Genomic DNA, 20,548 nt, shown 5'->3' with positions numbered 1-20,548 from the left:
TGGTACAGCGGAATCATCGACACTATATATACTATTATTATAGCTGATAAGTTTATTCGTTCCTGTTAATGCTTTCCGCAGGGCCGACATCTTTACTTTACACTATATAGTATATACTACAAAAGGGGTTCAGAGAAGTGCTGCTGTTTTGATATAGCCAGCTATCCCCCGTAGAGATACTCAGGAATAAGGTATATTATAACCTGATCCGGAACTGAAAGGGAACTGATTATTACTTAGACTAGGATTTATATAGAGATAACTGGGATTTTATAGGGGGTTTATAGAGCTTTACCCCTATAAACCCCCTCTTATCCCCCTGTTATACCTCTATTATATTCGAACAAGATCCCTACTTGCTTATAACATGATATCACCCTGCTAACAATGGTATATTTCTAACAATATGCCCGCATCACATCTTTTTCTAAATCAAAAACTGTTTATGGACATCGAACAAAAACTCCCTCCTATTAATGGTTGTATGAATAGGATGATTACCCAAGATTTCTACCAAAAACTTCTACTAAGAGGAATTTTCATTAGACCATCACTATACATTCATTTAAACATAGGTTGAAGGTATCGTAATACTAATTCATCTTAACTCTGCTCTCCTCAAAAAAGTAAGAACAATATTATACTCATATTTCCATAATACCGGGATAATGTAAAAAACATCATTTATTCACATGTCCTTATTCATAAGGAAACATAGAGCTCCTTACTTTGAAAAAATGATTCATGATGATAAGAGTTGCTTTTTTTGCGGAGATAATGATTCCTGACTTTGACGGAGCTTCACGAACAATTTTTCAACTTGTCGACCGCATCGATAAAAAACGGTTTGAATTTTTGTTCATATATGGAACAGGGCCAGATCAAGTACAAGATTTCGAGTCCTTGAAAATACCATCTTTAAGCATCCCGATACAACAGAACTACAGTATGGCGATTCCAGCGCTAGCAGATCAACGCCTAAAAAAGAAACTCCAAGATTTTAATCCTGATATTATTCATATTGCTACACCTTCTGTTTTAGGTTTCTACGGGCAGAGATATGCATTAAAAAATCAAATACCAGTCATCAGCATCTACCATACACACTTTGTCAGCTATATTGACTACTATCTCAAGCATTTCACTTTTTTGGTTGGCCCTACAAAGAAGAGAATTATCCAGACACAGAATAAATTCTATAATAATTGTGATAAAATCTATATTCCAACAAATAGCATCGTTTCCGAACTTACAAAAATGGGCATTAACCCAAGCTTGATGCAGATCTGGAAACGTGGTATTGACAACAGTCTATTTTCTCCAGACAAAAAAGATCACAATTGGCTACAAGAAATAACAGGAAATAGGCATCCGACGATATTATTTGCCAGTAGGCTGGTTTGGGAGAAGAATTTAAAAACCCTGATCGCGATCTACAGCTTATTAAAGCAACAGAACATTCTTTTCAATTTTATAGTCGCGGGAGACGGTTCTGCGATGGACTCTTGTCGACAGCAGATGCCTGAAGCTATCTTTCTAGGCAAATTGAATCATCATGACCTTTCCAAGTTATATGCTTCTTCAACCTTATTTGTCTTTCCTTCCCATTCCGAGACTTATGGTAATGTCGTTATTGAAGCCATGGCATCTGCGTTACCTTGTGTTATTGCAGATGGCGGAGGTTCGGCAGATTTAATAACAGAAGGTTTAACAGGTTTTAAATGTAAACCGCAGGATGCGACAGCTTTTGTTAATCGCATTATATACTTACTACAGGATAACAGATTAAGAAAGGAGATTGGAGATGCTGGATTACAATTCAGCAAATCAATAGACTGGAGCTCTTTAGCTAACATCTATTTTAAAGACTTAGAACAAATGAACAGAACCGCTAAAGATTCAATCATTAAATTTCAGGTTGGTTAATGCGTAAAAAGATTTTCAAAATTACAATTAGTCTTGTCGTACTCTCTTCATTGCTTGTCTTTATCAGTCACATTGATCTTAAGGCAGTATTAAAAGAAGTTACTAACATGGGGTGGAATCTCCTCTGGATCATTGTAATTACGGGTTTAGCATATTTATTGGCTACAGCGGGATGGCAAAATTGCTTCATCGAAAAACCGAACCGTACTTCCTTATGGCGGCTATTCTGCATCCGACATATCGGGGAAACAATAGGACTATTCAATCCCACTAGCATTATTGGGGGCGATTATATAAAAACAGTCTTGCTGAAACCGACGGGTACATCTGAACAAGAAATTTTAAATTCAGTTTTAATATCGCGTTTTTTGACCATTATCACGCAATTTTCATTATTTGGAATTTCTGGTTTTTGGTTTTTAATGAGCACTTTTAATCAAAATATTCCTAAACAGCTGCTAGCGGTACTGTGGATATTAGTGATTACATTTTTTTGTATTCCACTGATTATTTTTATTATTCTCAAGAAATCCAAAGAACTAGAAGTGGCTTCTACGCTATCCTGGAAAGCACTCCGAAAACTAAGTATACGTATTCAGACTATCCTAAATGCGGTACTAACTTTTCATCAAAATCAGCCGTGCAAATGTTATCGTGCATATTTTTATTTTTTCTTACACTGGACTGTTGGTGCTTTGGAGCTTTTCCTCATCTTATACTTTTCAGGTATTACGATTCCGATTATCCTGAGTCAATTTATGGACATGGGTATTATTATTATCAAAAGCTTTGGCGCTTTTATTCCTGCTCAAATTGGGGTGGAGGAATTCGGGAATAAAATTTTACTGACCAGTGCTGGTATCTATACGGTTCAAATCTGGTTGATCATCGCTTTAATAAGACGTTCTAGACAAGTTTTTTGGATTGCATTTGGTTTTTTAGCTTATTTCGGAATTAAAAAAGGGGGGATACTATCCTAATATGGAAATTCTTTGTGTAAGTCATAAATTTCCGCCCACTATCGGAGGGATGGAAAAACAAAGCTTTGAGCTTATTAACGGATTGGCTCCCTATACAACTGTACATAAAATAGTTTATCAGGGGGATGAATCTATTATCAAATTTTTTCACCTTTTAAATAAGCGGATTCTAGCGTTGCTCTTATTACATCCTAATATAAAGGTTATTCATTTTAATGATGGTCTGATTGCGGCTTTGTCTTTAAGACATAAGGGTTATGAACAGTTAAAACGGGTGGTTACTGTTCACGGCCTTGATGTGGTTTTTCCTTTAGCCTATTTTCAACGTAAAATTATCCCTCAATTCAACAAATTTGACAAAATAATAGCTGTAAGTACTGCTACAAGGGAGGCTTCCATCAATCGTGGTATTCATCCCGATAAGATTGAAGTGATTCAAAATGGTGTAGACCATAGTCTTGTCTTGGATAACACTGTGGCTATTGAACCTGTCTTAACGAAATATGGAATTGCCACAAAGGCCGAGCATCTCATCATCGCCCTAGGCAGACCTGTGAAACGAAAAGGCATTTCCTGGTTTATTAAACATGTGCTACCTCAACTTCCATCAGATTATAAGCTGATCTTAATAGGTCCTTTTTCTCCAACCGCAACAAAGAAAGAGAAATTGCTTTATGCTCTCCCATCTTCTCTACGGCATCTAACGATGTTGTTCTTAGGATTTCCATCCGATCAAAAAGCTATACGTCATTATTTACTGGATCCTAATTTCAAAGATCGGTTACAACATATCGGAAAAATTCCTACGACTGATTTGCAATGCTTGTTACGCCACGCGGGATTATTCATTATGCCTAACATCAAAGTCGCAGGCGATATGGAGGGTTTTGGTTTGGTTTGCCTGGAAGCTAGTATCTGTGGGGCGACTGTATTTGCTTCGGATATTGAAGGGATCAGTGATGCGATCATTCATCAGAAGAATGGAATTCTCATACCTCCTGAGCAGGAGATCTGTTGGATTTCGGAAATTAAAAATACGCTTGAGCATCCTTCGCTTCTCAAGAACAGAAGCGAAGAATTTCAAGCGTATTCTTTAGGACATTATAGCTGGGATAAAATGGTAAGGGCTTATTTTAATTTGTTTCAAAGCCTAATTGCACATTCTTAATGTTTCTTTTAGCTCCTCCCCCCTTCCTATTGTAGAAGAAAGCTGAGATATTGAGATATATGGTTTCAGATTTCCCTTCATGTTTATATTTCAAAGTAAACCATCGATCAATACCTCAAGTCCTCGAGCAAATTAAAAGGCACTAATTCCTGTAATATCGTTACCTGTTATCAACAGGTGAATATCATGGGTTCCTTCGTAGGTTATCACAGATTCTAAGTTCATCATGTGGCGCATCATCGGAAAATCTCCTACAATTCCCATGGCCCCTAATATCTGTCTTGATTCTCTAGCGATTTCTAATGCCATGTGTACATTATTACGTTTTGCCATTGAAATCTGTGCTGGGGTTGCTTTTCCTTCATTTTTCAGTACGCCTAAGCGCCACGACAATAATTGAGCTTTTGTAATCTCTGTGAGGAATTCTGCTAATTTCTTTTGTTGTAATTGATAGGATGCGATCGGTTTTCCGAACTGTTCTCGTTCTAATGCATATTTGACTGCAGTTTGGTAACAGTCTATTGCAGCTCCGATTGCTCCCCAAGATATTCCATATCGCGCGGAGTTCAAGCATGAAAAAGGTCCACGGAGCGAATTTACTTCGGGAAGAATATTTTCTGCGGGAATTGCTACGTTTTGAAAGATCAGCTCTCCGGTTTTGGAAGCACGTAGTGACCATTTGTTTAGTGTTTCAGGAGTGGAGAAGCCATCCATACCTCGTTCTACTATGCACCCTCTTATTTTATCTTGTTCATCTCGTGCCCACACTATTGCTATATCACATATCGGGGCATTGGTAATCCACATCTTTGCTCCATTAAGGATATATTGGCCGTCTTTTTTTAACAAACGGGTTTCCATAGCTGCTGGGTCTGAACCATGGTTCGGTTCTGTTAAACCGAAACTACCGATATATTCTCCTAAGGCCAGCTTGGGAAGGTATTGTTTTTTTTGTTCTTCACTTCCAAATGTAAAAATGGGATACATGACTAATGATGACTGTACGGAAGCTGCTGACCGGATGGCAGAGTCTCCTGCTTCTAGCTCTTGCATAATAATACCATAAGCGATATGATCTAATCCTGCACCACCATATTCTACTGGTATATAAGGCCCCAAAGCTCCAATAGCTCCTAATTTTAACATCAGATTGGGAATATCCTCATGATGTTGAGCGGCATGGTCTATAACTGGCTTTATTTCCGTAGTGACAAAATCACGAATGGATTGTCGGATGAGCTTATTTTCATCAGACAATAGCGCATCTATATTAAAATAATCACATGTTGAATTCATATCTGTCATAATTTAATATCTAAATATAGCCAATATTTAGAATATAATTCATTATATTTAAAATATAAACGAATAATATAAACCATTATGATAAAACAAGAATTAAAAGAATTGGGCATTCTAGCGACCAATTTGGGTTCTTCTACGGGACAAAATTGGTTTGCAACTGGTGCGGATATTACTTCCACTTCTCCCGTTGATGGTCAGGTAATTGCTACAGTGACTTGCTCTTCCCATAATGATTATAAAGATATCTGCGATCTGGCGAAAAAAGCATATGCGATCTGGCGCCTTGTTCCTGCTCCGCAAAGAGGTGAAGTGATTCGGTTATTCGGGGATAAATTAAGGTCATTAAAACCTACGCTCGGAAAGCTTGTTTCTTATGAAATGGGAAAATCACTACAGGAAGGCATGGGCGAGGTGCAAGAAATGATTGATATCTGTGATTTTGCAGTTGGTTTATCCCGTCAGCTTTATGGTTCAACGATTCATTCAGAACGTCCCTCCCATCGTATGTACGATCAATATCACCCTTTAGGAGTTGTTGGTGTTATTTCTGCATTCAATTTTCCTGTGGCTGTTTGGGCATGGAATACAGCACTAGCATTGGTATGTGGAGATGTCGTGATCTGGAAACCGAGTGAAAAAACTCCTTTATGTGCCATAGCTTGTCAACAGATTTTGGCGGGGATATTAAAACAGAAAGAATTACCAGAAGGCATCTCTAATTTGATAATTGGAGATAAGACTGTGGGTGAATGGTTAGTACATGATACTAATATTCCTTTAATATCTGCTACAGGCTCAACTGCAATGGGAAAAACAGTAGCACAACATGTTGCTGCTCGCCTTGGCAGGTCTATTTTAGAACTTGGCGGAAATAATGCGATCATTATTACACCGGATGCGGACTTGAAGATGACGACGATTGGTGCTGTATTCGGCGCTGTAGGTACGGCCGGTCAGCGCTGTACTTCAACGCGTAGATTAATCATTCATGAAAGTGTATATGAACAAGTCAAAGCATCATTGATAAAAGCATATGCTCAACTACAGATCGGAGATCCTCTACTTCCAGAAAATCATGTAGGTCCACTGATCGATCAAAAGGCAGTCGCACATTATTTAGATGCCCTATCTGAAATTGAGAAACAAGGGGGTAAGCTGATTGTCACCGGTGGTTTACTCACTGGAAAGGGATTTGAAAGTGGTTGTTACGTAAAACCTGCGATTGCTGAAGTGGAAAACCATTATGATATAGTTCAACAGGAGACTTTTGCTCCAATTCTTTATTTAATAAAATATCAAGGTGATGTGATGGAAGCAATCGCTATCCAAAATGATGTGAAACAAGGGCTGTCTTCGGCTATTATGACTAATAATCTTCGCGAGGCGGAATTATTCCTCAGTGCACAAGGATCAGATTGTGGAATTGCTAATATCAACATCGGAACATCGGGGGCAGAGATCGGTGGTGCTTTTGGAGGTGAAAAAGAAACTGGTGGTGGACGCGAATCTGGTTCGGATGCCTGGAAAGCCTACATGCGGAGACAAACCAATACCATTAATTACAGCACCGAACTTCCTTTGGCACAAGGAATAACCTTTAACCTTTAAATGACAACGACATGAGTACAGTTCACGAAATATTATCTAAACATTTGCTCGCAGATGGTTTTCCAATTGTGATGGATATAGAAAAATCACATGGCTCTTATCTAGTCGATCAAAATGGAGATGCTTATCTGGATTTATTCAGCATGTTTGCATCTGTTGCTATTGGTTATAACCATCCCTATCTCCTAAAGCATCAAGATTTTTTAGGTAAAATGGCGATTAACAAACCTGCTTTATCGGATATTTACCCCAAAGAATTTGCTGATTTTATGCAAGTCTTCGAACGCGTAGCGCTACCAAAGGAACTGCAGTATTGTTTTTTTATTGCAGGAGGAACTTTAGCCGTGGAAAACACTTTAAAAGCTGCTTTTGACTGGAAGACACGTTTAAATTTTGCTTCAGGAATTGAAAAGGAAGCTTCTCAGGTCATTCATTTCAAAGAGGCATTTCATGGGAGATCTGGTTATACACTTTCGTTGACCAATACGAAGGATCCTAGAAAACACATGTATTTCCCTAAATTTAACTGGCCGCGTATCAGCAATCCAAAACTAACATTCCCGATCACGGAAATTGTTTTAAACGCAGTTATTGAAAAAGAAAAAACAGCCATTCGAGAAATCAGAAATGCACTTGACAATCATCCGAATGATATCGCCTGTATTATTATAGAACCAATTCAGGCAGAAGGGGGAGACAATCACTTCAGAAAAGAATTTCTACAGGCTCTGCGCGATATCTGTGATGAGCATGATATTTTATTGATTTTTGATGAGGTACAAACTGGAATTGGCTTAACAGGATCGATGTGGGCCTATCAAACGATTGGAGTTGTTCCCGATTTAATCGCATTTGGAAAGAAGACTCAGGTCTGTGGTTTGCTTGCCAACAAAGAAAAGTTTGACCGCGTAGAAAAACACGTTTTTAAAGAATCATCCCGTATCAATTCGACTTTTGGAGGTGATTTTACAGATATGATGCGCTTTAAACTTATTTTAGAAGTGATAGAGCAGGAAAAATTAATTGAACAGATCCCTAAGAAGGGTGAACATTTTATTCAAAAACTGGAAGCTTTAGCAAGTAAGCATGGACAAATAAGCAATATAAGAGGAAAAGGATTGTTTATCGCTTTTGATTTTCCCAATGAGCAGGAAAGAGACAAGTTTATTAAGAACGCTTTTGCACAGAGACTGATTTTACTGGGCTGTGGAGAAAGGACGATTCGTTTTAGACCGCATCTGAATATTCAGATGAACGAAATCGATGAAGCATTTACGATCATGGAAGGGATCTTATAGCATCTTATTTGTAAAGATTCCCTATTTCAAATGAATCTCGTTACATTTGCCTTTATTATCAAGATAAAATATGGATGCAAGTAAATTAGCGTTGGTTCAATTGGTGACTATTATCCATTTTGTATTAATGGCCATCGCATTATTCAGATTATTTAGGCTCAAAGATGTAACCGGGGGCTTTGTTATACTATCAATATTGGGCATGTGCGTTCCTATACTAGGTCCCTTTGGGCTTATCTTGATTGTAAACAAGAAGAAAAAAGAGATCGATCTAGCAGATACTAAGAAAAGAAGCTCTCCTGTACAAAAAAAGAAAAAAGCCCGTAAATAATATTTAAGGGCTTTTTTTATTTATCCAAGTGGTAGCTCAATTGCTTCACGTGGAACGAAATTTCCGCTATCATCCGTTATGAAACTCATCGGGCTATCTGGATCCTTAATAATCTCAAATAAAATGAAACCCCAAGGTTTCCAGAAATTTTCCAATACCTGACCGTAAACCTTTACCTGCCAGTGATCAAAAATGGGCTTCATGGACATATCTGCCAAAGGCATCGGTTCGACATATATCATTTTTGGGGTATTGAGATAGGTATATTCTGGAAGACGGTTGAAGAGGTATACAGAATAAAAATAACGTGCTGCTATTTCTTCAAATTGAACTGGGTGCAGTGTTTTTCCTTCTACCATTTTTAAAACATCTTCATGGTAGATATTATTCGTTGCATTATCTTGTAAACAGGCAACAATTCCAAAGTCATTCATTCTCAAAGAAAAAATCAGGGTATTGATTTCATCGCGATAATTAAACGTTTCCGCAGGATTATCTACTTTACTGATAAAAATTGAAAATGGATTGGTTCCTTCAAATTCCATTGGTTGCAGTAAGGACTGCAACATCGCATGCAAGTTTTTGAACTTCTGAACGAGTACCTGAGAGAAATTCATCTCTTCGCCTGTTAAGGTCTGTTGGCGAATACCGGTCTGAATTTCATTAAATACAACACCATACAGTATTTTAGACATCCACTGAAATAGTGTGATCTGCGGTAATTCGCTTACAGCATCAAAACCTAGTGCAAATGCACGTTCTACCTCAGATTCCATTTTTTCAATTACCAATGCGGCCTCTACGGAACAAGGAAGTTTTAGACTTTTATAAGTGACGAGAGACTCGTCTAACATCTTAAAAGGTTTTTCTTCTAAATCAAAGGCACGCATCATCCATACTGGAAAAACCTGAATTTGTTCGTCCACAGATGAAAGCTCCTTCCCTGTCAAGAAACAGGTTTGGTTATCAAACTTAAATGTTTTAAATGGATTGTATAGTGATGTTGACATATAGGGCACAAAGGTACACGTTTTATAAAAAGTAAAGTCATCACAAAATAAACTTTGGATTCAATTTATATTATTTTATTTTCAATAATTCCTGAAAATACAAAAACTATTATTACATTTGAATAGAGAAAGAAATAATCCTGGACAAAAATGAAATTAGAAGAAGCAAAACAACAATTTATAGATACTTGGGGGGCATTAGGTACAGAATGGGGAATTAATAAATCTGTTGCTCAAGTACATGCCCTACTGCTCGCATCTAGTAATCCACTTTCAACTGATGAAATAATGGAAAAACTAGTCATCTCCCGAGGAAATGCGAACATGAGTATTCGACAGCTAGTTGATTACGGTGTTGTTTATAAAAAGCATATTGCAGGAGATCGAAAAGAATACTTTATTGCTGAAAAGGAAGTACTAAAATGGGCAATGAAAATTGCAATCATGCGCAAACAAAAAGAATTAGATCCTGTCATGGACATTCTGAAACAAATTAGTGCATCCACTGAAAAAGAAACTTCAGATGATGGAAAAGAATTCCACAAGACAGTGAAAGATATACAAGTACTAACTGACCAATTAGAAACGATTGCAAATAAGTTATTTAATACCAACAGAGGTGATTTATTAATTAAATTATTAAAATTAATGATGTAGCGACATGAATTATAATATAATAGCCTATGGCATATATGGTTTATTGACCATTTACATTATTCTTTTTGTGGGAAAACTTTTTCATAAAAATGGTAGAATCTTCATCATATTTCTTTCCGGAAATAAAGAAAAAACAGCTGATACTACAAATGATATATTATTGATAGGTTATTATTTATTCAACATCGGTTATGCCATTTTACAATTTAGTTACTGGAACCAGTTAACAAGTTTTAATGAATTATTAACAAGTATAGCAATGAAAATGGGCATCTTAATCTTACTACTTGCCGGAATGCATTACATCAATATCCTTGTCATCTATATTTTATCAAAAAATAACACAAATTCTTTAACCATCAAACAATAAAGTCATGGAAAATTTAACAGTTCTCGGTTATCTTATTTACTTACCTATTGCTATAGGATTGACGTATTATGTTGCATATACGCTATTTAAAAACAGTATCGTGTATATGAATGATATTTTTGAGGGTAGACCTGAAGTTGCCAAGGCGACTAATAATCTTTTTCGCATCGGTTTTTACCTGATGAACTTAGGATTTGCACTTTACATTTTAGAAATCACCATGTTTAAACCATCTACGCAAGAATTAATTGAAAGACTAAGCTATAAAATTGGTGGTTTTAGTATTTATTTGGGAATTATGCTTTTTGTGAACATGTTCTTATTCTTTAGAGGAAAACGTATTGCAAAACAAAGTAAAAGCACATTACCTAGTAACTTGCAAGAATCTTAAAAAAATAAAAAAGGGCATCTCTTGTGGAGATACCCTTTTTTATTGAGATAAACGATTTACGCTACTCCTACCTTAAAATTTTCAAAAGTCAAAACAGCATCTACTGTATTTCCCTCTTTTGTCTTCACGCCTTTTAAAGTTGATGTCTTTCCTTTTTCAAGCAGGTTTTTCATCTCTTTTTCTTCCAGCATAATGCCATTCAAGGTGCGCCATATTTTGAAATCACACCCTCTTGCATAATGGTCACATTGTGCGACTTTATCAAATAACTGAATTTGCCCTGCTGCACATTTTGGACATTTTATCTTTCCTTTCTGCAACGGTTTGATTTCTTCATGGGCAATAGAAATTCTTAATTGCAACAGTTCTTTTGTAATGCGTTCGGTGTAGTCTTTGATATGCTTCATAAAGACCTCATACGAAACTTTATTGGCCCGCATTTCTTCCAGTTTCTGTTCCCATTTACCCGTTAGCGTTACTTTGGCTATGGAGCGGTCTTTGACCAGATTATAGACGGTCAACCCTTTATCTGTGGGAATGAGTTTCTTTTTATCGCGCTTAATATAATCTCTTTGAAACAAGGTTTCAATAGTTGCTGCCCGCGTAGCTGGAGTTCCCAACCCACAGTCTTTCATAGCCTGACGCATTTCATCGTCATCGATTTCTTTTCCCGAAGTTTCCATTGCTTTTAACAATGATGCTTCAGTGTGTATCGGCTTTGCCTTGGTAAATCTTTCGGATAGTTCTAACGATAAGATTTCCAATAACTCTTCTGCTGTCAATTTAGGTAATTGGGCATTTTCATTATCTTGATCTTCGGTATTTTTATCTTCATCAGGTAGTTCAACTTGATCTGCTGATAGGCGCCACCCATACTGCTTGATAACTGTTCCTTTTGCAATTAATTCGACACCTCCTGCATTGATCACAACCGTGGTAATATCTTTTAAACAGACATCGGAAAAACTTTCTACCATACGTTTAGCAATCATATTGTAGATATTGCGCTGTTCCTGAAGCAAAGCTCCTGGCTTTTCATCTGTCACTAACAGTGCGTGGTGATCAGTTACCTTCTTCTCGTCTACAGATCTTTTATTGAGTTTTGCTCCGATTAGATTACGTGAAATCGTCGCTATACCTTCTTCTGCTGTATCTGCTAAATGTTGAAATAATGCTTCAATCTGTTCGAATACATCTTCTCCAATATAACGAGAACCTGTACGGGGATAGGTGATGACTTTTTTCTCATAAAGTGTCTGTGCTATATTTAAGGTCTGATCGGCAGAATATCCGTATTTCTTATTGGCATCCTGCTGCAGGGAAGTTAAATCAAATAATAAAGGCGGTTGTTCTTTCGTTTCTTTTGCTTCAACTTTAGTTACTGTGGCCTCCGAGCCAATGGTAATCTTAGCAATAGCTTCTTCTGCAACATCCTTTTTATCTATTTTTTCGGAAGTAGCTTTGAATTTGATATTCTCTTTTTCAAAACCGGCCTGAATTTTATAGAAAGTCTGGGGTTTGAAATCTTTGTTTTCTAAATATCGAGAACAAATCATGGCCAATGTAGGAGTCTGTACGCGACCAAGTGATAATAAACCTCTATTACCTGCGGCCAAGGTGATAGCCTGTGTTGCATTGATTCCAATAAGCCAATCGGATTCAGAACGGGAACGTGCTGACATATATAAACTGTCGTATTCTGTTCCTTCTTTGAGATTTGCAAATCCTTCTTTAATTGCTTTGTCCGTTTGCGAGGATATCCACAAGCGTTTAAAAGGAACTTTTGCTCCAAGGTAGTAGTAAATGTTTCGAAAGATCAATTCTCCTTCTCGCCCAGCATCGGTTGCGACGATTACTTCTTCTGCTTTATCTAGCAAATACTTAATCGTATTCAATTGCTTTAGTGCACCAGCATCATCAATTTGCTTGCCATCACGCTTTAACTTTTTTGATTCCAGTTTAAATTCTGTGGGAATAATGGGCAAATTTGCGATTGACCAATTATGAAATCCGTAAGCTTGTGGTGTACACAGTTGAACCAAATGCCCAAAAGCATAGGTGAAAGCATATCCATTTCCTGAAATGTAACCATCATTGGTTTCTTTTGCACCCATAACTCGGGCCAAATCTCGTGCAACTGATGGTTTTTCGGCAATAACGACTTTCATATTTTTTATTTAGATAAAATACACGATCGCGAAAAGGTGTCTTTTCACAATCCCGAAATTTTTAATATTGTATATTCTTAAGCTTAATCTATTGAAGGAATAATCATACCTGTTATCTTGCGATATAGATCGATGGCATAGACATCTGTCATTCCTGAAACAAAATCCAAAACGGATCTAATTTTAGAATAAGAATCTTCTTGGTCTGTATAAAATTGATGTGGAATTAATGCTACTAATTTTTCATCGTAACTATTTTTATTCTTTTTTAGATAAGCTGGAACAAACTCGGCCAAGAGCGCGTTCATCACTTTATAGCCCGCTACCTCAATCTGCACAACCGTAGGCGCGTTATAAATCTTCGCTACTGATATTTTATTAATTCTTTTGAGATGTGCTACGATATCAGCGTCTAGAGCATCCATCAGTGCAGATGGAAAAGTACCTTTTAAAAATTGTTCCTGCTCATTATAAAATACATCAACACATGCTTTTGTCAACGTATTGATTGCTTTTGCTCGTAACAGTGCTACTCGGCTGGCGGTATCGTAAAGAGAATCCAAACGGGCTCTTAGATCTTCTCCTCCACATAGTGGTAATAGTAAATCTTCAACTTCGGGATAAGATAAAATTTTTAAATGATGTGCGTCTTCTAAATCGATAATATTATAGCAAATATCATCTGCGGCCTCTACGAGATAGACTAATGGATGCCGTAAATACCCCTTAGGATTCGTTGGGTCTTCCAACAATCCTAACTCTGCAGCTATCGTTTCAAAGGTTTCTCTTTCCGATGCAAAGTATCCATATTTTTTACGGTGGTGATTTTTCTTGATATGACCATCAATCGCGGCACAAGGATATTTAACAATTGACGCTAAAGATGTATAGGTTAAAGCAAATCCTTTATCATCTTTTCCGTTGAAAGGATGTGTCAGTATTCGCAATGCATTGGCATTACCTTCGAAATGTGTCAGATCTGCCCATTCTTCCTTCGTTACCTGTTCTTGATATTTACGACCATCACCCTCTGTAAAATAAGTCGAAATGGCAGCTTCACCGGAATGTCCAAATGCCGGATTTCCCAGATCATGAGAGAGACATGCGGCAGATACCATATTGCCGACTTCTTGTAAATAGGGATATAATTCATCAATCTCTGAATCTGCATCTTTCATCTTTGTGTAAAACAAACGTCCCAATGATCTTCCGACGCTAGCTACTTCTAGACTATGGGTAAGTCTATTGTGAACAAATACCGCTCCTGGCAACGGGAATACCTGCGTTTTATTCTGCAATCTTCTAAATGGAGAAGAAAAAATCAATCTATCGTAATCACGTTGAAATTCTGAACGTGCTATTAAATGACTATCACTGACACGATGTTCATACCCCCAGCGTTTAGCGGATAGTAATTGTTTCCAATTCATACTTGTATTTACAGACATATTGCAAATATACATTTTTTGATTTTCTAAGTGCGTTGGCTTTTTCGAAATTGATTTTTTATAAATAGCAAGAATCGTTTTTTAAAAAGTTTATAATCTTTATCTTTAACAAGGAATCAAAACAACCATCATCATGAGTAACTATCATTTGCCGTCTATCCATAATTTTACCAGCACTGTTAACGAGAAGAACACGCACCTTATTATTTTAAAAAATACGCGCGGGATGCAGGTTGCCCTTAGTGATTATGGTGCTCGAATAGTCAGTATCCTTGTCCCTGACAACAAAGGGAAACTTACTGATGTTGCTTTGGGTTTTAGCAATATTGGTCTTTACTATCGCGCTGATGAACAATATCACGGTGTCACAGCAGGAAGATTTGCAAATCGTATCGCAAATGGAAGGTTTGAATTAAATGGTAAAGAGTATCAGCTTCCTATAAATAATGGCATCAATTGTTTACACGGTGGACCTGAGGGTTTTCATAAAAAAATATGGGATCGTCGTGTCAGTTATGAATCACAGGCTGAATTTTACCTCGTTTCCAAAGATGGCGAAGAAGGGTTTCCTGGGAATTTGAATGTTTCGGTTACATATACGTTAACAAATGACAATGAAATCATTATCAAATACAGAGCAGACAGCGATGAGGATACCGTGATCAATTTGACCAATCATACTTATTTCAATCTAAATGGAGAGGGATCTGGAGATATTCTAAGTCATCAGTTAAAAATAAACTCCGATGCTTACCTTGCTGTCGATGAGAACCAAATTCCGATTGCAACAGTTCCGGTAGAAGGAACGCCTTTCAACTTTAAAGAATTTAAATCCATTGCGCAGGATATTACTGCTAATGACGAACAGCTGATTGCTGCCAAAGGATATGATCATTGTTTTGTCAACAACAGCCCTATTTCTACAGCTTGCGCTACGGCATACGCTCCGAAATCGGGTATACGCTTAGATGTTTTTACTAGTGAACCAGGGGTACAATTGTATACAGGCAACTGGATGACGGGAAATGACACCGGTAAATCTGGAAATGTTTATCTGCCCTATGCAGGTTTCTGTTTAGAAACACAACATTTTCCGGATAGTCCCAATCAACCGGACTTTCCTTCCACAGTTTTAAAAGCGGGAGAAGAATTTATATCGGAAACTCATTTTAAATTCTCTCTTGAAAAATAGCATGAATTGGTTAGAAAGTTAGATTACTTTTTACACTAACTTTCTAACCGACTAATTGGTTACTATTTCACCAACTGGCTCAAAGCATTTTCCACTTTGTCAAATCCAAATGCGGTGATTACTTCTTTAAACATACGTTGTATCTGATCATTACCTAAATTACCGATACTTCCTTCATGGGTATGGTTCACTTCTTTTGATGGCTGGAATTCTCCTGCATCAATCGCAATACCAATATTTTTATAGGCTTCACGGAAAGGAACACCTTTTAGAACTTCATTATTGACAACTTCAACTGAGAATAGATAATCGTATTTTGGATCATCTAAAACATCTTTTTTCACTGAAATATGTTCTAGCATAAACGTTGCAATTTCTAAACAATCATTCAATGACTTAAATGCAGGGAAAAGGTTTTCTTTTAGCAATTGTAAATCACGGTGATATCCAGAAGGAAGATTAGTTGTCATCAATGCGATCTCATTGGGTAATGCTTGAATTTTGTTGCAACGTGAACGGATCAATTCAAAAACATCAGGGTTCTTCTTATGTGGCATAATACTAGAGCCTGTTGTTAAATGTGCAGGGAATGAAATGAAACCAAAATTTTGATTGATGTATAGGGTGACATCCATGGCAAATTTTGCTAAAGTAGCCGCGATGGAACTCATCGCCTGTGCTAAGATACGTTCTGTCTTACCTCTGCCCATTTGTGCATAGACTACATTATAATTTAAATCATCAAATCCCAATAGATTTGTTGTCATTGTCCGATTTAAAGGAAAAGAAGATCCGTAGCCAGCAGCAGATCCTAAAGGATTTTTATTACATACTTTCCATGCTGCTTTCATCAATTCCAAATCATCGACTAAACTTTCTGCATATGCTCCGAACCACAATCCAAATGAGGATGGCATAGCGATCTGCAAATGTGTATAACCTGGAATCAGGATATCTTTATATTGTTCACTTAATTTAATCAATTGCTGAAAGAAAATCTCTGTATTACCGACCATGTTTTGGATTTCGGTTCTGAAATACAGTTTCAAATCTACGAGTACCTGATCATTTCTTGAGCGTCCGGAATGAATTTTCTTTCCTGCTTCTCCGATCCGCTGTGTTAATAACATCTCTACTTGTGAGTGTACGTCTTCAACAGAATCCTCTATTTCAAATTCTCCGGCACTAATTTCTTGATAAATATTTTTCAGTTCCTGCTGTACAATAGCAAGGTCTTCATCGGTCATCAAGTTGATACTATTCAGCATACGAGTATGGGCCAAAGATCCCAAAACATCAGCGGCTGCTAACTGCAAATCCATCACTCGATCATTACCTACAGTAAAAGATTCGACAAATGAATCAACATCTATATTTTTTTGCCAGATTTTCATTTTTTTAGTACGCTATTTATATACTTGACAAAAATACCATTTGAAAACAAATAAAACAATTGAAGTTCAGGTCATACTATGGATCGATGTGACAATTGATCGAATTCGATCGATTGTTTTACAGTAATGTGGGTATGATTTTATATTAATTAAAAATATTTTTATGTTAAATGTTTGTTAAAACTCAGCAAACAGCGATAGTGAGTGAGCGATTACTTTGTTTTTAATTCACCCATTGTGACAACAATTTAATTTTTATATGTTTGTATCATAAGGGAGAGTGAAATATAAAAATATACGTTTTAAAGTTAGCAAACACTTACTTTTAAAACCGTAAAAAAACCAAACTATGATAGACCATAACGTCTCTAAACTTTAAGAAATTGAACCCTAACTAATTATAAACCAAAATTATACAGGCATATCCCTCCAAGATATGCCTTTATTCTTTTTTATATTTATCTTTGTACCTATAATAGGGTGAATTTTCACGAAACAAAAACTAAAACGATGGGAACAGAAAGCAAAAGACAACAACGTTTTGCAGGTGTATTACAGCAAGACTTAGCTGAATTACTGCAACGCGAAGGTAATAGTTGGGCTCCTGGGGCATTTATTACGGTTACGCGTGTACGTGTAACACCGGACTTAGCTATAGCAAGAGTTTATTTAAGTTTTTTAAATACCAAAACAGCTCCTGAGGATTTAAAAGCAATCCGCACTAAAACAACAGAAATTCGCTACAAATTAGGCTCTAAAATTAAAAATCAAGTTCGGATTGTTCCACAACTGGATTTCTTCTTGGATGACACCAATGAATATGTAGAGCATATGGATAAAATATTTGAAGAAATTAGTAAAGAAACGAGACAACCAGATTAAACAATCTGGTTTTTTTGTCTATTTTTAAAAATGGTTTTCAACTTAGATCCTGATAGTATTAGCTTTCCACATCCTGAACTTGCCGATGAGGATGGTTTACTGGCAGTTGGTGGTGATTTGAGCACGGATAGACTGATCTTAGCCTACGAGAATGGTATATTTCCTTGGTTTAGCGAAGATTCTCCTATACTTTGGTATGCTCCACATGAACGGTTTGTCATCTTTCCAGAGCATTTAAAAATCAGCAAAAGTATGCTTCAAATCTTAAAAACTGATAAATTTTCGATTACTGTCGACAAGGCTTTCACCGAAGTCATCCACAGCTGTGCTAAGATTGAACGTAAAGATCAAGACGGAACCTGGATTACTTCTGATATGATCGATGCTTATCAGGAACTACATCGGATCAATTATGCGCATTCCATAGAAGTGTGGGAGAATGAAAAATTAGTAGGTGGTTTATATGGTGTTTATATCAATCAGGTGTTTTGTGGTGAAAGTATGTTTTCCACCGTATCTAATGCTTCAAAAGCTGCTCTCATATATTTAACTACTCATTTCAACTTGAAATTTGTAGATTGTCAATTCCATACGCCACATTTGGCTTCTATGGGCGGTACAAGTATTTCGCAACAAGAATATCTGTCTATATTAAAAGAACAAAATGCAAACACCTTATAAATCTTACTTTGATATCCCTGAGGACGTTTCTTATTTAACTACACCAGGTTCCGGCTTAATTCCCATCTCATCTAAGGAATGGCGTCTTAAAAGAGATGCTGATTTTTTTTCAACAGCAACAGATCTGCGTGAAAAACAGGGTGAATTTAATCTCGCGGTAAAAAAGAGTATCGGAAAGTTCTTCACAACTACTATTCACAATGTTTATAACACCGCTAATTTTTCAACAGGATTCAATGCTTTGTTGGACCGCTTGCCAAAGGATTCAAAAATTTTATTGTTTGAAGGAGACTATCCTTCTGTTAATTTTCCTGTTATTTCTAGGGGTTTTGAACATGTGACAACCCCTGTTGATGAAAAGTTGGAAGAGCATATCATGCATGCTATTAAAAAACACGAACCGACTGTTTTTATATTTAGTATCGTGCAATACATTTCTGGTATCAAAATCAATCTTGAATTTATTAAACAATTGAAAGAGAAATTTCCGGAATTGCTTATAATTGGTGATGGTACTCAGTTTTTGGGAACTGAAGTTTTTGACTTCTCCCAGTCGGGATTTGATGTTGTTGGTGCCAGCGGTTATAAATGGCTTTTAGGTGGTTATGGCAACGGTTTCCTTCTTGTTAGTGATTATGGAAAACAGATTTTGTTTCCAAACTTGGACACACAAAACGTCGAAATTGACAAAATGTGGGCAGGAAAAGGTATCGATCAACTTTATTTTGAGCCTGGACATCTAGATACTTTATCTCACGGAACATTACAAAAGGGTCTGGAGTTTTTGTCCGAACTCGGATTGGAACACACATCTGCTTATACGCAACAATTAGTAAAGCTTGCCAAACAGGAATTGGGTAAACGGAAAATATTAACCGAAGTGGCTATTAACAGAGCTGAAACAAGTACAATCTTTAATTTGCAGATTGATCAAGGGCACTTTAATATATTAATGGAAAACAATATCAAATGCTTTCCACGTGGTAATGGTATAAGAATCGGATTTCATCTTTATAATGATGAAACAGATTTAGAAAAATTATTAAGAATTATTGATACTAAAATTTTAAAATAACATGGGTTTCAAAATAGGCGATTTAGTACGGTTTGTAGATGAACCAATAGAGGGACATATCACCTCCTTTCAATCCAATGACCTCATCGGTGTAACAGATGATACTGGATTTGAAATACCTGTACAGGCAAGTAAATTGACTTTAGTGCATGGAAATATGCGCCGTGATGATGATGAGCTTAATGAGCAAGCTGAAGAAATACCTTCAAAATTTATTGAGAAGGGTATCTTACTGGCAATTTCTGGTGATCATAAAGATGGATTAGCGAAATTGCATCTCGTGAATCAGACTTCTTATGAATTATTGGTTAGCATTGCGGATACCAATGTCAATAAGGCTAAAGGCATATTTGCTGAAAAAATCAGTAAACATGATTCTGTTCAATTCTACTCTGGAAATTTTGCTACTGTGGGTAAATGGCCAACATTCCGTTTTCAGATTATCAGACATGCCAACAGTTTACAAGCGATCCAAAATCCAATTGTAAAAGAACAGCGTGTACGTCCTGTCGATTTAACGAATCCAAAGGAGATCAACGATATCCTTGGCGAAAAAGTATGGATATATGAACTGGATAAAGAAGAAGAGGATTTAGGCTTAGATAAACTGAAATCTCATTTTATTTCACATCGTCCGAATAAAAAATAAGCTTGGAAAATTTCC

At 36.7% G+C, this 20,548-nt stretch carries 19 protein-coding genes; 14 read left to right on the top strand and 5 right to left on the bottom strand.

Features of this window, described 5'->3' with window-relative positions:
• The first annotated feature begins 744 nt into the window (after nucleotides 1-744).
• From WH188_RS25270 to WH188_RS25260, 3 genes are read left to right on the top strand one after another with little or no spacing between them, the layout of a single operon-like run.
• A complete protein-coding gene (locus tag WH188_RS25270; RefSeq protein WP_237682847.1) occupies nucleotides 745-1,926 on the top strand; it encodes a glycosyltransferase family 4 protein in 1,182 nt (393 codons plus the stop codon).
• A complete protein-coding gene (locus WH188_RS25265; RefSeq protein ID WP_168127847.1) occupies nucleotides 1,926-2,906 on the top strand; it encodes a lysylphosphatidylglycerol synthase domain-containing protein in 981 nt (326 codons plus the stop codon). The genes WH188_RS25270 and WH188_RS25265 overlap by 1 nt, the downstream gene beginning before the upstream one ends.
• Before the next feature lies 1 nt (nucleotide 2,907).
• Entirely contained in the window at nucleotides 2,908-4,074 is a 1,167-nt protein-coding gene (locus WH188_RS25260; RefSeq protein WP_031288632.1) for a glycosyltransferase family 4 protein, read from the top strand.
• 132 nt (nucleotides 4,075-4,206) lie between these two features.
• On the opposite strand, the gene WH188_RS25255 is transcribed toward WH188_RS25260, so the two are convergent.
• Nucleotides 4,207-5,379 (bottom strand): acyl-CoA dehydrogenase family protein, encoded by a 1,173-nt coding sequence (locus WH188_RS25255; RefSeq protein WP_021190589.1) that lies wholly within the window; start codon nucleotides 5,377-5,379, stop codon nucleotides 4,207-4,209.
• A 78-nt stretch (nucleotides 5,380-5,457) separates the two neighbouring features.
• Here WH188_RS25255 and amaB point away from each other — a divergent pair, with 78 nt between their 5' ends.
• From amaB to WH188_RS25240, 3 genes are all read left to right on the top strand, one after another.
• Entirely contained in the window at nucleotides 5,458-6,987 is a 1,530-nt protein-coding gene (gene amaB / locus WH188_RS25250; protein WP_168127848.1) for an L-piperidine-6-carboxylate dehydrogenase, read from the top strand.
• 11 nt (nucleotides 6,988-6,998) lie between these two features.
• Nucleotides 6,999-8,285, top strand: a complete 1,287-nt coding sequence (gene lat / locus WH188_RS25245) for an L-lysine 6-transaminase (RefSeq protein WP_168127849.1) — start codon at nucleotides 6,999-7,001, stop codon at nucleotides 8,283-8,285.
• Between the two features lie 70 nt (nucleotides 8,286-8,355).
• Entirely contained in the window at nucleotides 8,356-8,616 is a 261-nt protein-coding gene (locus tag WH188_RS25240) for a hypothetical protein (protein WP_021190586.1), read from the top strand.
• Nucleotides 8,617-8,636: 20 nt separating this feature from the next.
• On the opposite strand, the gene WH188_RS25235 is transcribed toward WH188_RS25240, so the two are convergent.
• Nucleotides 8,637-9,626: a hypothetical protein gene (locus WH188_RS25235; protein ID WP_021190585.1), complete on the bottom strand. Its 990-nt coding sequence runs from the start codon at nucleotides 9,624-9,626 to the stop codon at nucleotides 8,637-8,639.
• A 150-nt stretch (nucleotides 9,627-9,776) separates the two neighbouring features.
• On the opposite strand from WH188_RS25235, the gene WH188_RS25230 reads away from it, so the two are divergent.
• From WH188_RS25230 to WH188_RS25220, 3 genes are read left to right on the top strand one after another with little or no spacing between them, the layout of a single operon-like run.
• The gene (locus WH188_RS25230; RefSeq protein WP_021190584.1) at nucleotides 9,777-10,283 is read left to right on the top strand and encodes a GbsR/MarR family transcriptional regulator; all 507 of its coding nucleotides are present in this window, start codon (nucleotides 9,777-9,779) and stop codon (nucleotides 10,281-10,283) included.
• A gap of 4 nt (nucleotides 10,284-10,287) precedes the next feature.
• Nucleotides 10,288-10,653: a hypothetical protein gene (locus WH188_RS25225; RefSeq protein ID WP_021190583.1), complete on the top strand. Its 366-nt coding sequence runs from the start codon at nucleotides 10,288-10,290 to the stop codon at nucleotides 10,651-10,653.
• A 4-nt stretch (nucleotides 10,654-10,657) separates the two neighbouring features.
• A complete protein-coding gene (locus WH188_RS25220; protein WP_021190582.1) occupies nucleotides 10,658-11,044 on the top strand; it encodes a hypothetical protein in 387 nt (128 codons plus the stop codon).
• Nucleotides 11,045-11,100: 56 nt separating this feature from the next.
• Here the strand turns inward: WH188_RS25220 and WH188_RS25215 are convergent, their stop codons facing one another.
• Complete coding sequence (locus WH188_RS25215; protein WP_168127850.1) at nucleotides 11,101-13,212, bottom strand: type IA DNA topoisomerase; 2,112 nt, start codon at nucleotides 13,210-13,212, stop codon at nucleotides 11,101-11,103.
• An 83-nt stretch (nucleotides 13,213-13,295) separates the two neighbouring features.
• Entirely contained in the window at nucleotides 13,296-14,660 is a 1,365-nt protein-coding gene (locus tag WH188_RS25210) for a deoxyguanosinetriphosphate triphosphohydrolase (RefSeq protein WP_132771495.1), read from the bottom strand.
• Nucleotides 14,661-14,793: 133 nt separating this feature from the next.
• Between WH188_RS25210 and WH188_RS25205 the strand changes: the two genes are divergently transcribed.
• On the top strand, nucleotides 14,794-15,852 hold the full coding sequence (locus WH188_RS25205; RefSeq protein WP_132771496.1) for an aldose epimerase family protein: 1,059 nt from the start codon (nucleotides 14,794-14,796) through the stop codon (nucleotides 15,850-15,852).
• Nucleotides 15,853-15,914: 62 nt separating this feature from the next.
• Here the strand turns inward: WH188_RS25205 and argH are convergent, their stop codons facing one another.
• Entirely contained in the window at nucleotides 15,915-17,246 is a 1,332-nt protein-coding gene (gene argH, locus WH188_RS25200; protein ID WP_168127852.1) for an argininosuccinate lyase, read from the bottom strand.
• Nucleotides 17,247-17,756: 510 nt separating this feature from the next.
• Here argH and rbfA point away from each other — a divergent pair.
• The 4 genes from rbfA to WH188_RS25180 are packed head-to-tail and all read left to right on the top strand — an operon-like array spanning nucleotide 17,757 to nucleotide 20,533.
• Nucleotides 17,757-18,128, top strand: a complete 372-nt coding sequence (rbfA, locus tag WH188_RS25195) for a 30S ribosome-binding factor RbfA (RefSeq protein ID WP_132771498.1) — start codon at nucleotides 17,757-17,759, stop codon at nucleotides 18,126-18,128.
• Nucleotides 18,129-18,158: 30 nt separating this feature from the next.
• The gene (gene aat / locus WH188_RS25190) at nucleotides 18,159-18,809 is read left to right on the top strand and encodes a leucyl/phenylalanyl-tRNA--protein transferase (protein ID WP_168127853.1); all 651 of its coding nucleotides are present in this window, start codon (nucleotides 18,159-18,161) and stop codon (nucleotides 18,807-18,809) included.
• Entirely contained in the window at nucleotides 18,793-19,884 is a 1,092-nt protein-coding gene (locus WH188_RS25185; RefSeq protein WP_168127854.1) for an aminotransferase class V-fold PLP-dependent enzyme, read from the top strand. Before aat ends, WH188_RS25185 begins: the two co-directional genes overlap by 17 nt.
• Before the next feature lies 1 nt (nucleotide 19,885).
• Complete coding sequence (locus tag WH188_RS25180) at nucleotides 19,886-20,533, top strand: hypothetical protein (protein ID WP_132771501.1); 648 nt, start codon at nucleotides 19,886-19,888, stop codon at nucleotides 20,531-20,533.
• Nucleotides 20,534-20,548: the final 15 nt, after the last annotated feature.

The sequence above is a fragment of the Sphingobacterium sp. MYb388 genome, from assembly GCF_037479535.1.
GTDB lineage: Bacteria > Bacteroidota > Bacteroidia > Sphingobacteriales > Sphingobacteriaceae > Sphingobacterium > Sphingobacterium anhuiense.
The sequence above is the reverse complement of the archived record's forward strand: the minus strand, read 5'-3'. Positions and strand labels throughout refer to the sequence as shown.

Coding starts and splice junctions, on each gene's coding strand:
- WH188_RS25270 (WP_237682847.1), top strand. CDS start 745: ATGATGATAAGAGTTGCTTTTTTTGCGGAGATAATGATTCCTGACTTT.
- WH188_RS25265 (WP_168127847.1), top strand. CDS start 1,926: ATGCGTAAAAAGATTTTCAAAATTACAATTAGTCTTGTCGTACTCTCT.
- WH188_RS25260 (WP_031288632.1), top strand. CDS start 2,908: ATGGAAATTCTTTGTGTAAGTCATAAATTTCCGCCCACTATCGGAGGG.
- WH188_RS25255 (WP_021190589.1), bottom strand. CDS start 5,379: ATGACAGATATGAATTCAACATGTGATTATTTTAATATAGATGCGCTA.
- amaB (WP_168127848.1), top strand. CDS start 5,458: ATGATAAAACAAGAATTAAAAGAATTGGGCATTCTAGCGACCAATTTG.
- lat (WP_168127849.1), top strand. CDS start 6,999: ATGAGTACAGTTCACGAAATATTATCTAAACATTTGCTCGCAGATGGT.
- WH188_RS25240 (WP_021190586.1), top strand. CDS start 8,356: ATGGATGCAAGTAAATTAGCGTTGGTTCAATTGGTGACTATTATCCAT.
- WH188_RS25235 (WP_021190585.1), bottom strand. CDS start 9,626: ATGTCAACATCACTATACAATCCATTTAAAACATTTAAGTTTGATAAC.
- WH188_RS25230 (WP_021190584.1), top strand. CDS start 9,777: ATGAAATTAGAAGAAGCAAAACAACAATTTATAGATACTTGGGGGGCA.
- WH188_RS25225 (WP_021190583.1), top strand. CDS start 10,288: ATGAATTATAATATAATAGCCTATGGCATATATGGTTTATTGACCATT.
- WH188_RS25220 (WP_021190582.1), top strand. CDS start 10,658: ATGGAAAATTTAACAGTTCTCGGTTATCTTATTTACTTACCTATTGCT.
- WH188_RS25215 (WP_168127850.1), bottom strand. CDS start 13,212: ATGAAAGTCGTTATTGCCGAAAAACCATCAGTTGCACGAGATTTGGCC.
- WH188_RS25210 (WP_132771495.1), bottom strand. CDS start 14,660: ATGTCTGTAAATACAAGTATGAATTGGAAACAATTACTATCCGCTAAA.
- WH188_RS25205 (WP_132771496.1), top strand. CDS start 14,794: ATGAGTAACTATCATTTGCCGTCTATCCATAATTTTACCAGCACTGTT.
- argH (WP_168127852.1), bottom strand. CDS start 17,246: ATGAAAATCTGGCAAAAAAATATAGATGTTGATTCATTTGTCGAATCT.
- rbfA (WP_132771498.1), top strand. CDS start 17,757: ATGGGAACAGAAAGCAAAAGACAACAACGTTTTGCAGGTGTATTACAG.
- aat (WP_168127853.1), top strand. CDS start 18,159: ATGGTTTTCAACTTAGATCCTGATAGTATTAGCTTTCCACATCCTGAA.
- WH188_RS25185 (WP_168127854.1), top strand. CDS start 18,793: ATGCAAACACCTTATAAATCTTACTTTGATATCCCTGAGGACGTTTCT.
- WH188_RS25180 (WP_132771501.1), top strand. CDS start 19,886: ATGGGTTTCAAAATAGGCGATTTAGTACGGTTTGTAGATGAACCAATA.